Genomic DNA, 14,876 nt, shown 5'->3' with positions numbered 1-14,876 from the left:
AGTATTGGGTATTTGTGATGATCTTGTGAGGGAAAGAACAATTATTTTCCAAAGAGTCATTTTCCTATTAAATCAGCGATTATGCTGTGATATACTTTAAAAAATATAAATTATTTTTAAGGATGTGAATAAAATTGCAAAAAATATTGATCGTTGATGATGATACTCATATGCGCGCCTTAGTGAAAACTTATGCGGAGATCGAAGGGTATCTATGTTTTGAGGCAGCGGATGGAAAAGAAACTTTGGAAAAATTAACCAATCATTCATTCGATTTGATCCTCCTAGATGTCATGATGCCGGGAAAAGATGGCTTTCAGACGCTTTCGGAAATCAGAGGAAGCTGTAACACGCCAGTCATTATGATTACCGCTCGAAAGGAAGAGTATGACAAACTCTTTGGCTTCAATCTTGGTGCCGATGATTATATTGCCAAGCCATTTAGCCCTAAAGAGCTGATGGCTCGCATCAAAGCTGTGTTGAAACGAAGCAGTCAGTTTCAGTTCGAAAAGATCGTTTTTGGTGATCTCGAAGTCAATGTTTTTTCTCATACTGTAACGATCAATGGGAATCCTCTGCCGCTTACGCCAAAAGAATTCGATCTGCTGGTCTATTTGACGAAAAATAATCATATCGCTTTGAGCCGAGAATCAATTTTAGAAGGTGTCTGGGGCTTTGATTATTTTGGAGATACCAGAACAGTGGATACACACATCAAGTCCTTGCGAGAGCGTCTAGGGGATTACCGTGAGTTGATCCAAACGGTATGGGGAGTTGGGTATAAATTTGATTATGAAGACTAGTCGGTTAGGTTTTACTTACATCAAAAGTAAATTACTCGTGCGGCTTTGGTCCGCCAATATGCTGCTGGTCATCATTGGCATCGCTTTTTTGTGGACTGTTCAAATTTTGCTCTTTGAACCAAATTATATCAATCTAACGAAAGAATCACTTTTAGAAACAGTTCAGGAAACAGCTGCCGCTATTGAAGAAATGGCAGTAGATCCAGATGATTTACCAGAAGAGCCATTACTTTTTCTTAGTAAAACGATCGTTGGGACTCTTTTCTTAGTCGACGAGGATGGCGAAATTCTGGTGGCATTTAACAATGGCCAACAATTAAACATAGATGGGTTGAGCAACGAATTCAACTGGTTGTTATCTCACGCACCAACTGTCCTTGATGGTGAGAGCCTGAGTGCTGTAGAAGACTTTGAAAAGTCTTCTGCCATTCTTATTGGCGTTCCTACCACTCTTTTCCAACGCCCAGCTGCCCTTTTGCTCTCCAATACGATCACTCAAATCGAAGCGCTTCAAAGCTTGAATCGACAGCAACTCCTTCTATTCACCATCATATTAACTATTTTTGCGTCAACGATCTCCTTTTTTTTAGCACAGCATTTTATTCGCCCGATCCAAACCATCAAAGAAGCCATCATCCGCTTAACTAACGGTGAGCTTTATTCCGTACCCAAACTTAAGCGTAGTGATGAATTAGGTACACTTTCTGAATCGGTTGCGGACTTAAGCACAGAACTTCAGCGAGTAGACGTCTTGCGAAAAGAAGTGATTGCCAATGTTTCTCATGAACTACGCTCCCCCCTCGCGTTGATCACTGGCTATGGGGAGATGGTACGTGATGTATCTGGAAGCGACGAACGCCTTCGAAAAGAACATATGGACCTAATTATCAGCGAAGCCCACCGCATGAGTGCTATGGTCGATGACATCATGGATTTCTCTATCATGCAAGCAGGCTACACACAACTTAAAAATGAAATCTGGAATACATACGAGGTGGTTTCCTCCGTCGTTGCTTACGCAAGAGGGATCGCCAATCAATATGACATCACTGTCGATTTTGAAGCAGATCGTACGAATGGAAATGCTCTTTTTGATCGCATAAAAATGGAACAGGTTTTGCGTAATTTAATAAACAATGGCATCAACCATACACCTAAAAATGAACGACTCTTAATCAAATTAACGAATACATCTGCAGGAACAAAAGTTGCTGTCATCAACCCTGGAAAAGATATCCCTCCAGAACAACTCGAACTTATTTGGGAAAGATACCAACGCGTCCAACATCAAGCAGGACATAAAGAAGGAACCGGCATCGGCTTAGCGATCGTAAAAACCATTTTGACTTCTCATGCCTTCGAATATGGCGCTGAGTCGAAAAATGGCGTGACTTGTTTTTGGTTTGTTGTGCCGAGACTAGAAGACCAGTGAGAACCACGTTTATACCGTTCGTCATGAGTACTGAATGTCTTACTTTCTTTGCACAAAAAAAGCCTTGATTTCTCAAGACTTAATGATTTCTTGTATTTCAGCCATTGATTGGACGGTATGGTCGGCAGATACATCTTTTAAGAGACCTTCTATATCATAAAATATCGTCTTGACACCTGCTCCTTGTCCTGCAAAAACATCCATCGTGCGATCGCCGATCATGACAGTCTGATCTTTGTCTAGTTGATACTTTTCAACAAGATAAATCAGGGAAGTTGGATCCGGTTTGCGGGGGAAGTTGTTTTCTGGGCCAACGATCTCAACGATCAGGTCTGCCATCTGTTCTTTTTCTAATAACTCTTTCGTTGAGACGACATCGCGGTGGGTCAAAATGTAGTTCTTGCCCCCAGCAGCAACCACGGCTTCTAATGTTTCTTTGGTTCCTGCAAAGGAAAGCGGCAAACGATCATCCAGCGCTTCATTTGCTTTGAATGCTTTAGTGAACTCTTGAAAATCTAAGTTGTATTTTTCAGCAACTTTTTTGGAAGATGAATCTTTCAGTATATAATAAATCTCCGCTGGATCTGGATCAAAGCCATACTCCTTCAATGTCTTGATAAAAGCTTTTAACATGATTGGGTAGCTGTCGTAAAGTGTTCCGTCAAAATCCCATATGTAAGATTGGTACATGATATCCCTCGTTTTCTCCCTTTTTCAAATGAATGAAAGTTCCATTCATTTTCAGTAACTCTAAAAAGTTTACCACACTTTGTTTGGTTTGTCTTATTTATCAAGGGATTTCCTCTACAAGAAAAAACGCCATTGACCATACAATCCTTACGCTTGCACAAACCTACATGCAAGCGAATGCATTGCAGAACAATGAACGTTCCTCACTACGAAAAATTACCAGCTACCAGAAACACCGCCACCGCTGCTGCTTCCTCCGCTAAAGCCGCCAAAATCATTCGACGAACTTTGCGTATCGGCAATGACTTGTTCTTGATGGGTCACATGATTATTCATCATTACAAAGAACAACGCCATATTCATACCATGGGGGTCATACTCTTGGCGAGCATTATTCAAAACGGCTGCTCGATCAGAAGCATCAAATGAGGATAATTTGTTCGCTAAATCTGGGTGATTTTGATAAACCTGTTTCAAGTCAACTTGGAACAAGGCATCTGTTTTCACTTCCGCTAGAACATTAGAAACTTCTTTTGGAATGGCTTGTACCATCTCAGGATAGGTCGCTTTTTCCGTCACAAGTTGAGCTAAGTATCGCCCTTGCTCATTGCGTCTTCTGATCTCTTCTTTGGCTTGCTTGGCTATTTCTGCTCGATAAGCATCTGCTAAAGGCAGATTTTCGGGTAACACCGCATCAGTCAAATCGTAGTCTGCCATCCGTTCAGACACTTCCCTGCCTAATTGGGCTTCATAGGTTTTTAAGGTGTCATGTTGTGTAAGGATCACCTGACCGAAATGTTTGACCGTGGTTTGTTTCTTCATCAGCAAGTTTGAAAAATAGGCGCCAATTGCTGGATTCGTCAAGCCGTGTTGGATGACTCGTTTATCCGCTGTCGACAATCCAGTGACCGAAGTCAATTTCGCTGGCACATAAGTCCTCGTCACATACTGCGTAAATGCTTGTTGACAATCTTTTGCTGTCTGATACTGATGGTAACGCTGATAGTTCTTTCTATTGCTAGCCCATTTCAAGAAATCTTTCTGTTGGAAGTGACTATCTTCTAACAGATGTTTCGGCAATGGCAGGTGCTCTTCAAAACGCCGTTTGGTTTTAAGATGGCGAAAACTGATGAACCCGACAAGGCCTGCAGTTGCTGCCGCTACGACACCACTGACGATTTTACCAATAGTGAACCACATCTGCTTAGTGGCTTCTGCTTCTTGTGCCTGTTTTTCTGCTAACATTTGCTTGCCATCTTGATAGATCGTCCCTAAACCAATCGTTTCATCCGCTTCTTTCATTCGCTGATAGACTTCATTAGAAGCTGCCAATATCGCTGTATCATAATCTTCATCTCGTAATGCGTCTTTGGCATCTTCATCCACTAAATCATCTTCCGATAGCTCACTGAAGACATAGGATAGTCCATCGCCATAACCCAGACGAAATTCACGATCGTCAATGGCAAAGAGAAACAATAGTCCATTATTGTCCTCTGGATTTCCTAAACCATACTCATTGAACAGTTCCAAATTACGCTCTTCAATCGATTGTCCATCTAAAGAAGGGATCGTGATCACAGCATATTCTGGTGCTCCAGTCAATGATTGAAAGCCCTCTTTATTCAAAGTATCGATTTGTTTGATCGTCTCTTGTGAAAGGACCCCGGCATCATCACGAACAAATGTCTGTCCAAAGGCAATTGATGGTTGAAGGACAAAAAATCCCATCAAACCAACAAAAACCAACATCCCAAGTTGGAAGATTTTCTTCATTTTACCACCCCTTTTCATCGTGTTATCTTTCATTGTATTCGATTTCAAATGATAAAACATCCGCCTTAAGCATGAAAAAAATAGTTACATGACTAAAAAACCTTTAAAAGACAGCATTTTGGTCGGTCTTTTAAAGGTCATTTTATCATATTTTCCTAGTAAAGGAGTACAAATTAATTTTTGAATGAATGGATCGGAGCGGGAATACGTCCCCCACGTAAAATGAAATCAGTAGACTGTGCAGGATTGGTTTTCATCACTGGTGCCGTCCCTAATAATCCACCAAATTCAATGCGGTCGCCGATTTTTTTGTCTTTCGCTGGAATGATTCGGACAGCTGTCGTCTTGTGGTTGATGACGCCGATCGCTGCTTCATCCGCAATCATTGCGGCGATCGTCTCAGCAGAAGTATCTCCTGGAATCGCAATCATATCCAAACCGACAGAACAGATCGCCGTCATGGCTTCAAGTTTTTCTAAATTCAATAAACCAGCTTCTACAGCCTTGATCATCCCTGCGTCTTCAGAAACGGGGATAAAGGCACCCGACAGACCTCCAACATGGTTACATGCCATTACGCCGCCTTTTTTTACTGCATCATTTAACAAGGCCAAAGCCGCCGTCGTTCCGTGGGTACCGACAGATTCTAGACCCATTTCTTCTAAAATCAATGCCACACTATCGCCGACTGCAGGAGTTGGCGCCAGCGAAAGATCGACGATCCCGAATGGAACGCCCAAGCGCTCTGAAGCCACGCGCCCGACCAATTGCCCCATCCGCGTGATCTTGAAAGCTGTTTTTTTGACTGTTTCCGCCACAACATCAAAGGACTCGCCTTTGACTTTTTCCAAGGCACGTTTGACGACACCAGGTCCGCTGACACCAACGTTGATTTCCACATCAGCTTCACCGACCCCATGAAAAGCACCCGCCATAAAGGGATTGTCTTCCACTGCATTCGCAAAGACGACGAGCTTCGCACAGCCCATATCTGATGCCTCAGCCGTCTTCTTGACTGTTTCTCCCATCAGACGTACTGCATCCATGTTGATCCCAGCTTTCGTTGATCCAATATTGACCGACGAACAGACAAAATTGGTTTGAGCCAAGGCTTCTGGAATCGATTCGATCAATGCAAGGTCGCCGCCTTGATAGCCTTTTTCTACTAGTGCGCTATAGCCGCCGATGAAATTTACTCCGACTTCTTGCGCCGCTCGATCCAAGGTCTTCGCAACTTTGATACAGTCTGCGGGTGTCGGCTGGCAAGCTGCCACTACGATCGCTACAGGGGTAACCGAAATCCGCTTGTTAATGATCGGAATGCCATATTCACTTTCGATCTCTTCGCCGACTTTGACAAGATCTTTCGCTTTTGTTGTAATTTTTTGAAAAATTTTCTCACAGGTACGATCAATGTCGGCGTCAATACAATCCAATAATGAGATCCCCATTGTGATGGTACGAATATCTAAGTTTTCTTCTTCCACCATGCGAATGGTTTCAAGTATTTGATTTGTCTCCATAGTGCCTCCTATAATTTGTGCATGGTATCAAAAATCTCTTGATTTTGAATGCTGATTTTTACACCTAATGTACGACCAATTTGGTGAAGCTCCTCACGAACACCATCAAAATCCTGATTGGCATCCATGTTTAAAAGCATCATCATCGTGAAGTAATCTTCCATGATCGTTTGGGACACATCTAAAATATTGATTTCTAATTCTGCTAATTTCTGGCTAACACCAGCAATGATCCCAACCTTGTCTTTTCCAATAACGGTTAATACGGCTTTCATATCCTCCCGCCTTTCATAAAATTTTTCTTATTATAGCACAACAAAACCACATTTTCGATGTAACATCAAACGAAAATGTGGTTTATTCTTTAAATGTTCGTTATTACGCCCGTTCAATCAAGTTTGCTTGGCTATCAAACTCATAAATGATCGGCTGTGCGTTAGGAATATCGATCGTATCCATGGCATCTTTTGGCACGTCTTCCAAGTATTTGACTAACGCCCGCAAGCTGTTCCCATGACCAGTAATGAGAATATTCTTATGATCTTTAAGTAACGGAACCACCTGGTCTTGCCAAAATGGGACTACTCGCGCCACCACCATCCCCAGATTTTCTCCCTTAGGTATCAAGCGAGGGTCTAAAGAATCATAGCGTCGGTCTAAATCATTTTTCTCCACATATAAAGGCGGTTCATCATATCCACGTCGCCATTTTTGCACCTGTTCTTTTCCATACTTTGCCACCATCTCATCTTTATTGACCCCTACTAATTGGCCATAATGACGTTCATTTAGGCGCCATGTTTTTTTCACAGGGACCCAAAGCTGATCGCTGGCTTCCAGAACGGCATCGCAAGTGATGATCGTTCGCTGCAGCACAGATGTAAAGGCAAAATCAAAGGAAATCCCCAATGCTTTGATCTGTTCCCCCGCTGCCCAAGCTTGTTGTCGGCCTTTTTCGGTCAGAGAAACATCTAGCCACCCTGTCCAGTAATTTTCAAAATTTGCTTCGCTTTCACCATGTCGAATCAATACGACCTTCATTCTATCGCCTCCTCTTCTCTTTTATTATCGCAAGAAATCCAAAAAATGTCTTATGTTTCGTTTTTGCCGCTTTGTTTCAGACAACTTTTTATTTTGTCATTGCAGATCCTGTTTCTCGTTTAAGCGAAGCTGCTTTCTTTCTTCACTATCCGTTATTTTCTAAGCATACTTTCAAATAGATGTGTATAGAAAATGGCTGCTGCTCCTTCTCCACTTTGTTCTTCCTTGGATTGCAAATAATTTGAATAAATGGTTTTACGCTCTACAACAATTTTTGACTTTTTTTCTCTGACTTATTGACTTCAACTGATGTTATGCTATGATAGTTTCTATCACTTATATGTATTTTTATACATTTATCAGTTATTATTTGCATTTTTAATAGATGCGCAGAAAAAGTTAAAGGGGCGTTTACATGAAAAGGTTTAGTAAGGGTACTGTTTTATTAGGGATCATCACAGCGTTGCTGCCGTTTTTCTTTGTCGGACAAGCACATGCAGAAGAAACCGATCCAATCTATGAAAAAGTCAAAGAAAATGGTGTATTGGTCGTGGGTTTATCTGCCGATTATGCACCATATGAATTCCGTGCCAATGTTGATGGAAAAAATGAAATCGTGGGGATCGATATCTCGATTGCCCAAAAAATTGCAGATGACTTAGGGGTCGATCTGAAAATTGAGGAGCTTGGGTTCGACGCGCTGTTAGGGGCTCTAAAAACGGGTAAAATCGATGTCGTCATCTCTGGGATGGCTGCTACGGATGAGCGCCGTAAAGAAGTCAATTTCACTGACACCTATATGGAAGTCCAACAGACCGTTCTGGTTCGAGCAGAAGACGCGGATCGTTTCCAATCGACGGCTGATTTTGATGGTGTAGCTGTCGGTGCACAACGACAAACCACACAAGAAGAGCTGGCAAATACAGAATTGACTGGCTCGACCGTCACCTCTTTGCAAAGGGTGCCTGATTTGATCACCAATCTAAAATCACGCAAGATCGATGCGATCGTGATGGAAGGTCCCGTCGCTGAAGCTTATGTGACGGCGAATGATACCTTGGCATTAGCCGAAAATGTCACGTTTGAAAACGGCGTGAAGGAGACCGCGATCGCCATCTCGAAAGAAGCGCCAGTTTTACTGGAAAAACTCAATTCCTCCATTGAAACTATCATTAGTAATGATCTTTTAAGCCAATACAAAGAAGATGCCTATCGATTGATGTTTACCGAAGAAGGCACGATCGATGAAGAGCAAAGCTTTTGGGAAAAATATCTACCTTTTTACATCACTGGAACTGGCTATACGATCTTCCTAGCCTTGGTTGGGGTATTATTCGGCTCTATCGGTGGCAGCTTGTTAGCCTTTATGAAGCTTTCTAAGTCAAAAGCATTGAAAGTCATTGCCGCTGTCTATATTGAATATGTTCGGGGAACACCTTTGTTAGTACAAATATTTATTGTATACTTTGGAACAGGCGTGTTAGGCTTAGAGCTTTCGAAGTTAGCTGCTGGCTGTATTGCCTTAGCACTAAACAGTGCCGCCTATGTGGCAGAAATCATTCGTGCTGGGATCAATGCCGTCAATAAAGGACAGCTGGAAGCCGCTCGTTCATTAGGCATGAATCAGATCCAAGCGATGCGCTTCATCATTTTCCCGCAAGCCATCAAAAACATCTTGCCTGCTTTAGGAAATGAATTTGTCACGGTCATCAAAGAGTCTTCGGTCGTATCGGTAATCGGTGTGTCTGAACTGATTTTCCAAACAGGCGTCGTTCAAGGGGCCAGCTTCAAACCATTTTTACCATACGTTATCGTATCATTGATCTACTTTGTATTGACCTTCGCCCTCTCACGTCTATTGGGTGTTGCTGAAAGGAGAATGAAAACTAGTGATTAAAGTTGAAAAATTAGTGAAAACATTTGGCGAGAATACCGTCTTAAAAGAAATTGATCTTGAAGTGACACCTGGTGAAGTCGTTGTGATCATCGGACCCTCAGGAAGTGGGAAAAGTACTTTCTTACGCTGCTTGAATCTTCTTGAACAGCCGACTGGCGGGAAAATTACCTTCGAAGGCAATGATTTATTGGCAAAAGGGGTGAAAATCGATCAGATTCGTCAAAAAATGGGAATGGTCTTTCAAAGCTTCAATTTATTCCCTCATAAAACGGTGTTAGAAAATCTGACTATCAGCCCGATCAAAGTCAAACAGCAAGAGCAAGCTGCTGCCGAAGAGACAGCGAAAGGATTGCTGGAGCAGGTTGGCTTAGCTGAAAAAGCGGATAGTTACCCCTCTAGCCTTTCTGGCGGGCAGCAGCAACGGGTGGCTATTGCTAGAGCATTGGCAATGGATCCTGATGTAATGCTCTTTGACGAACCAACCTCAGCATTGGACCCAGAAATGGTTGGAGAAGTGTTGACGGTCATGCAAGCTTTGGCAGAAAAAGGCATGACGATGGTCGTCGTTACCCACGAAATGGGCTTCGCTAAAGAAGTTGCCGATCGTGTCATCTTTATGGCTGACGGTATCATTCAAGAACAAGGAACACCAGAACAAATCTTTGAGCATCCGCAAAATGCGCGGACACAGGATTTTTTAAGCAAAGTTTTATAGAAATTGGAGATGACAAAATGAACCGTCCGTTGATTGCAGAACGTTTTTTACAACCAGAAGAAAATCTTTTAATGGAGATCGCCACTCTTGCGAAGAAAACCCCAAATTTGATTGATTTGTCGATTGGTGATCCTGATTTGATTACAGATGCGACAATCATTGAAGCAGCTTTTGCTGACGTCAAAGCAGGTCATACAAAATACACCGCTTCAGACGGCAGTGCTGATTTTATCCAAACTGTCGTTGATTTTTATCAAAAGCAATACCAGCTTACTTTTTCTCCTAGCCAAGTACGAGGAACTGTCGGTGCATTGCATGGCATGTACTTAGCTTTGGCTGCCATCATTGATCCCGGTGATGAAGTGATTATTCACGAACCGTACTTTTCGCCTTACAAACAACAAGTCGAACTAGTCGGTGGTGTGCCAGTCTTTATTCCGACCTTTGAAAAAGATGGCTTTCAAATCGACGTCGAGGTTTTAAAGGCCGCTATCACTGAGAAAACCCGGGCAATCATTATCAATTCACCCAACAATCCTACTGGTGCTGTTTTTTCTCCAGAAACTTTTGAAAAAATCGCAGCAGTTGCCATTGAACATGACTTACTAATCCTCTCAGATGAAGTCTATGAAGCCTTTTGCTTTGATGACACCTTTGTACCGATGGCAGCCTTCGCACCTGAGAACACCATCACATTCAGCAGTTTCTCAAAAGCCTTTGCCATGACAGGCTGGCGGATCGGTTACATGATCGCACCTGAATCGATCAATCTTACGGCAAAACTGATCAATGAGGCGATCGCCTATTCGGCACCAACTCCTTCACAACGGGCAGGTATTTACGCATTGAATCACTATGATACCCTCGTGCCGCAAGTGGTTGCTGTCTTTAAGGAACGACTGACTTACATTGAACAACGGGTTGCTGAGATCCCGTTCCTTTCCTTATCCCCAGTCAAAGGAAGCATGTATGCCTTCATCAACATTGAACAAACGGGGTTGGACTCTGTCAGCTTTGTCGAGAAATTATTAAAGGAAACCAGTGTGCTGATGATCCCTGGGAAAGCCTTTGGAGAAACGACCGGCGATGGCTATGTTCGCTTAGCTGCCACCCAATCGTTGGACTTGTTAAAAGAAGCTTTCGACCGGATTGCCGCGTGCTCATTTGATTAAAGAAAATCCCACTCACTTCTAGTGTGTGGGATTTTTTTTGGTGGCAGCCGTTTTTCAAAAGTATCACGTTCCATATAAAAAAGGGACAGAATAATCCGATTTGATTCTTCCCTCCCCTGACTATCTGCTCGTTTTTACTTTTTTGCTTCTTCCAGCAGTTTTGCCATCGCTTCTTTTTGATAAGCTTCTGTCAATTCAGCGATTTTTGCTTTTTGGGCTGCCTCATCCATAGTTGGATCAGCCATTAATGCAGCTTGCATTTTTTCTTGGACATAGGCTTGTCCTTGTGTTTTCATGGTGTCCGCTTGTTCTTTCGCTAAAGAAGCCAGTTTTTTTGCTTGATCCACACTCAAGACTTCCCATGAATCTGGCAATGAGAACGTATTGGTACGGCTGACATATTGGCCATCGTTATCAGCGATCCCGAACAAGAAGCGTGATAGGTCACTTTTATAAACCCAGCGCGTCGTTTTTGTTTCTAATTGAGCTGAATCAGCCCCTGTTTCCACGACATTGGTCACTTTATCAGTACCGGTTTGTTTTGGTTCCTCTTGATCAGCATCCGTTTTATATAGGTAGATTTTTTCCGTACCATCTCCTAATGGCTGATACAATAGCAAATCAAAATTCTCGTTATCGGCACTAGAAACCAGTGGGGTTGTTTTAGCAGTCGTTTCTTTTTCCATTCCAAAATGATAGGTCAAATTGGCCATCAATGCGACGACACTTGCCACGAAGACTAGACCTAAGACCAATGATAAACCTGTTTGCAGCTTGTTTTTGGCAAAGACATTCAGTACTGCAAACCCTAACACGCTAAGAACGATCAAAAGCAAGATCATTTGTCCACACCTCCTTCAAGAACCGTCAATCGTGGTTCTTTTTTCTTTAAGGAGAAGGCGATCAAGAATCCTAAGAAGCTAAAGACCGCTGCCACATAAAAGGCGGCATGGTAGCCAGATAAAGTCGCTTCGATTGCTTTTTCTTTGTATGCCAAAGGCGTTGCATCCAGCAAAGAATCACTTGGCAAGTTGCCCTTGGTTACGTTTGTCAAGACACTGATCAAGATAGCCGTACCAATTGAGCTGGCTACTTGACGGAACGTATTGTTTACCGCGGTACCGTGACTGATCAAATGACCAGGTAAGGCATTCATTCCTGAAGTCGTTACTGGCATCATCACCATTGAGATCCCGAACATCCGAATCCCATAAAGAATGATGATATGCAAAATCGGTGTATCTTTTGTTAAGAAAGCAAATGGTAAGGTTGCGGCAGTCAAGATAAACATCCCGGTGATAGCTAAACGTTTTGCACCATACTTATCAAAGATCGCACCAGTGATCGGCATCATGATCCCCATGATCAACGCACCTGGCAATAACATCAATCCTGAATGAAACGCTGACTCACCACGAATGTTTTGGATATACAATGGGAGAACCATTTCAGCACCGATCATCGCCATATTCGTGACCCCTGAAAGGATCGACGCCAAGGTAAAGGTCGTTGATTTGAACACGCGCAACTCTAAGAACGGATGCTCAATGTGCAATTGACGCCATGCAAAGAAAGCAATGAAAAAGACACCGGCTGCTAGAAAACCGATTACTTCCATACTGCCCCACCCTTTGTCACCGACACTTGAAAAGCCATAGAGCAATGTACCAAAACCAAGGGTTGATAAAATCGCTGAGAACAGATCGATTTTCGGATGCGACAATTCAATCACACTCTTCATTAGAAAGAGCGCTAAGACTAAGACTAAAACGACGATCGGAATGACCATTCCGAACAAATAGCGCCAGTCATAATGATCAATGATCCAACCAGATAACGTTGGGCCTAAGGCTGGTGCTAACCCAATAACGATTCCTGACATGCCCATGGCTGAACCGCGTTTTTCTGGTGGGAAGATCGACAACATGATATTTTGCAAAAGCGGCATCGAGATCCCTACACCGGCAGCTTGCACTAAGCGGCCAATCAATAATGTAGAAAAGTTCGGTGCAGCAAAACAAGCGATCGTTCCTGCAAGGAAGATGCTCATTGCCGTTAAGTAAAGACTTCTTGAGCTGAACTTGTTGATCAGCCATGCGGTGATCGGGATCATGATCCCATTGACCAGCAAGAAACCAGTGGTCAGCCATTGAACATCAGATGCTGAGATGTCAAAGGCATCCATCAAAGTTGGAAAAGCCGTTGTTAACAATGTTTGGTTCAAAACAGTACAAAACGTACCGATCAGCAAAACCATGACCAGTAAGGAACGGTTGTAAGGTTTGCCGTAGATATCTAAAGGACGACTCGTTGACATATTTCACACTCTTTTCAGTATATTTTTCATAAAACCTTCTTTACTTTAAATCTTTCCCTGAAATTTGTCAACCTACTTGACATAAAAGTAAAACAAGTTACAATATCAACAAATACCTTTACAAGAATGGAGTCCGTATGTCTCATCTTTTTCGAAAACTCGTTGATAATGAAAACTTGTTGGTCGGCATCAGCGAACTTAGCCAAATGTGTGATATCTCCCCTCGCCAATTGCGTTATTGGGAACAAAAAGGATTTATTCAATCGGTCCCACAAGAAGAAAATGCCCCACGAAAATACCGACTGCCCACGGTCGTCAAAGTGGAAATGATCAAAACGTTTTTAGATGAAGGCTTTACGTTGGCCAAGGCTGTTGAAAAAGCGGACAAAAAAATCAAAACCGCCCATCATATTCGCAAAGTGTTTTCTGGGGTTTTACAAAATTTAGAAGTCATCAATGAACGCTTTACGATCATCAGTCTGGGACCAGTAGATGACGAAGGAAAAATCCTCCATATCATTCACGATGAAGAAACAGAACGATTGCAATACGAAGTGCTGCCTGCTAATCAAACGATCGATTTTGAAAAGTTCAAGCAATGCACGTCAAAACAAGCAGAATAAAAATCTGCCTAGCCTATTCGTTACGTGCAGCAAGTATCCATGACAATGATGCTTGCTGCACGTTTTTTGAATGTCTTGCCTTTGATTCAAAGAGGTGTTGATTCATTTACAAGCAAAAAACCTCATGATATAGTCGAAGGGAGAAACGAACCTTTAGTAGAATGGGAAGTGTCATATAAATGGAAAAAGAAGTCTTTACCCAACAAATCAAGGGCGGGTTGATTGTTTCTTGTCAAGCATTGCCTGGAGAACCCTTGTATACCGAAAACGGCGGTGTCATGCCCCTATTGGCAAAAGCAGCTCAAGAAGCTGGAGCTGTTGGCATCCGTGCCAATTCCGTTCGCGATATTCGCGAAATCCAAGTCGCTGTTGATCTGCCGATCATCGGAATCATCAAAAAAGACTATCCACCTGAAGAACCATTTATCACAGCGACCATCAAAGAGGTGCACGAATTAGCAGCTTTACAGATTGCGGTGATCGCTTTGGACTGCACCTTGCGCAAACGTCACGATGGCTTGACGGTCAATGCCTTTATCAAACAAATCAAAACTCTTTATCCCCATCAACTACTCATGGCAGATATCGCCACCTATGAGGAAGGCATCAATGCCTTTGAAGCGGGCGTCAATTTTGTTGGTACAACTTTGTCCGGCTATACGGCGAATAGTCCCACCATTGACGAACCAGATTATCAATTGATCCAGCAATTGGTTGCGGCAAAGGTTCCAGTGATAGCCGAAGGCAAGATCCACACCCCGAAACAAGCAAAGAAAATCCAAGATATGGGTGTGACGGGTATCGTGGTTGGTGGTGCCATCACCCGACCCAAAGAGATCGCCAGCCGATTCGTGCAAGAGCTGCGCAACTGAGTCGTTCATTTCCTA

14 protein-coding genes are annotated in these 14,876 nt (G+C 42.8%); 7 read left to right on the top strand and 7 right to left on the bottom strand.

Translation table 11 applies throughout. From position 1 onward, the window contains the following. Nucleotides 1-134: 134 nt before the first annotated feature. Both Q1X33_RS15060 and Q1X33_RS15055 read left to right on the top strand, forming a co-directional pair. Complete coding sequence (locus Q1X33_RS15060; RefSeq protein ID WP_005230154.1) at nucleotides 135-803, top strand: response regulator transcription factor; 669 nt, start codon at nucleotides 135-137, stop codon at nucleotides 801-803. Beyond that, the gene (locus Q1X33_RS15055) at nucleotides 793-2,235 is read left to right on the top strand and encodes a cell wall metabolism sensor histidine kinase WalK (protein WP_301969750.1); all 1,443 of its coding nucleotides are present in this window, start codon (nucleotides 793-795) and stop codon (nucleotides 2,233-2,235) included. Before Q1X33_RS15060 ends, Q1X33_RS15055 begins: the two co-directional genes overlap by 11 nt. Before the next feature lie 72 nt (nucleotides 2,236-2,307). On the opposite strand, the gene Q1X33_RS15050 is transcribed toward Q1X33_RS15055, so the two are convergent. From Q1X33_RS15050 to Q1X33_RS15030, 5 genes are all read right to left on the bottom strand, one after another. After that, on the bottom strand, nucleotides 2,308-2,925 hold the full coding sequence (locus tag Q1X33_RS15050) for an HAD-IA family hydrolase (protein ID WP_005230151.1): 618 nt from the start codon (nucleotides 2,923-2,925) through the stop codon (nucleotides 2,308-2,310). A 216-nt stretch (nucleotides 2,926-3,141) separates the two neighbouring features. After that, nucleotides 3,142-4,734, bottom strand: a complete 1,593-nt coding sequence (locus Q1X33_RS15045; protein ID WP_034869398.1) for a TPM domain-containing protein — start codon at nucleotides 4,732-4,734, stop codon at nucleotides 3,142-3,144. 140 nt (nucleotides 4,735-4,874) lie between these two features. Next, nucleotides 4,875-6,224, bottom strand: coding sequence for a PFL family protein (locus Q1X33_RS15040; RefSeq protein ID WP_005230144.1), 1,350 nt, complete (start codon nucleotides 6,222-6,224; stop codon nucleotides 4,875-4,877). Nucleotides 6,225-6,232: 8 nt separating this feature from the next. Then, complete coding sequence (locus tag Q1X33_RS15035; RefSeq protein ID WP_005230142.1) at nucleotides 6,233-6,499, bottom strand: ACT domain-containing protein; 267 nt, start codon at nucleotides 6,497-6,499, stop codon at nucleotides 6,233-6,235. A gap of 103 nt (nucleotides 6,500-6,602) precedes the next feature. Beyond that, nucleotides 6,603-7,265 (bottom strand): 2,3-diphosphoglycerate-dependent phosphoglycerate mutase, encoded by a 663-nt coding sequence (locus Q1X33_RS15030; RefSeq protein ID WP_005230139.1) that lies wholly within the window; start codon nucleotides 7,263-7,265, stop codon nucleotides 6,603-6,605. A 415-nt stretch (nucleotides 7,266-7,680) separates the two neighbouring features. Between Q1X33_RS15030 and Q1X33_RS15025 the strand changes: the two genes are divergently transcribed. Genes Q1X33_RS15025 through Q1X33_RS15015 form a run of 3 tightly spaced genes read left to right on the top strand, consistent with a single transcriptional unit; the run spans nucleotide 7,681 to nucleotide 11,049 of the window. Next, nucleotides 7,681-9,162 (top strand): ABC transporter permease subunit, encoded by a 1,482-nt coding sequence (locus Q1X33_RS15025; protein WP_005230136.1) that lies wholly within the window; start codon nucleotides 7,681-7,683, stop codon nucleotides 9,160-9,162. Continuing rightward, nucleotides 9,155-9,877: an amino acid ABC transporter ATP-binding protein gene (locus Q1X33_RS15020; protein ID WP_005230134.1), complete on the top strand. Its 723-nt coding sequence runs from the start codon at nucleotides 9,155-9,157 to the stop codon at nucleotides 9,875-9,877. The genes Q1X33_RS15025 and Q1X33_RS15020 overlap by 8 nt, the downstream gene beginning before the upstream one ends. A 17-nt stretch (nucleotides 9,878-9,894) precedes the next feature. After that, nucleotides 9,895-11,049 (top strand): pyridoxal phosphate-dependent aminotransferase, encoded by a 1,155-nt coding sequence (locus tag Q1X33_RS15015; RefSeq protein ID WP_005230130.1) that lies wholly within the window; start codon nucleotides 9,895-9,897, stop codon nucleotides 11,047-11,049. Between the two features lie 134 nt (nucleotides 11,050-11,183). Here the strand turns inward: Q1X33_RS15015 and Q1X33_RS15010 are convergent, their stop codons facing one another. Then, on the bottom strand, nucleotides 11,184-11,891 hold the full coding sequence (locus Q1X33_RS15010; RefSeq protein ID WP_005230129.1) for a DUF4811 domain-containing protein: 708 nt from the start codon (nucleotides 11,889-11,891) through the stop codon (nucleotides 11,184-11,186). Next, nucleotides 11,888-13,366: an MDR family MFS transporter gene (locus Q1X33_RS15005; protein ID WP_005230127.1), complete on the bottom strand. Its 1,479-nt coding sequence runs from the start codon at nucleotides 13,364-13,366 to the stop codon at nucleotides 11,888-11,890. The genes Q1X33_RS15010 and Q1X33_RS15005 overlap by 4 nt, the downstream gene beginning before the upstream one ends. 137 nt (nucleotides 13,367-13,503) lie before the next feature. On the opposite strand from Q1X33_RS15005, the gene Q1X33_RS15000 reads away from it, so the two are divergent. Then, the gene (locus tag Q1X33_RS15000; RefSeq protein WP_005230125.1) at nucleotides 13,504-13,989 is read left to right on the top strand and encodes a MerR family transcriptional regulator; all 486 of its coding nucleotides are present in this window, start codon (nucleotides 13,504-13,506) and stop codon (nucleotides 13,987-13,989) included. A gap of 179 nt (nucleotides 13,990-14,168) precedes the next feature. Then, complete coding sequence (locus tag Q1X33_RS14995; RefSeq protein ID WP_005230122.1) at nucleotides 14,169-14,861, top strand: N-acetylmannosamine-6-phosphate 2-epimerase; 693 nt, start codon at nucleotides 14,169-14,171, stop codon at nucleotides 14,859-14,861. Nucleotides 14,862-14,876: the final 15 nt, after the last annotated feature.

This window comes from Enterococcus sp. B2E4 (assembly GCF_030499455.1).
Taxonomy (GTDB): domain Bacteria; phylum Bacillota; class Bacilli; order Lactobacillales; family Enterococcaceae; genus Enterococcus_D; species Enterococcus_D casseliflavus.
Note: the sequence above shows the minus strand (reverse complement) of the source record. Positions and strands in the feature narration are given on the sequence as shown.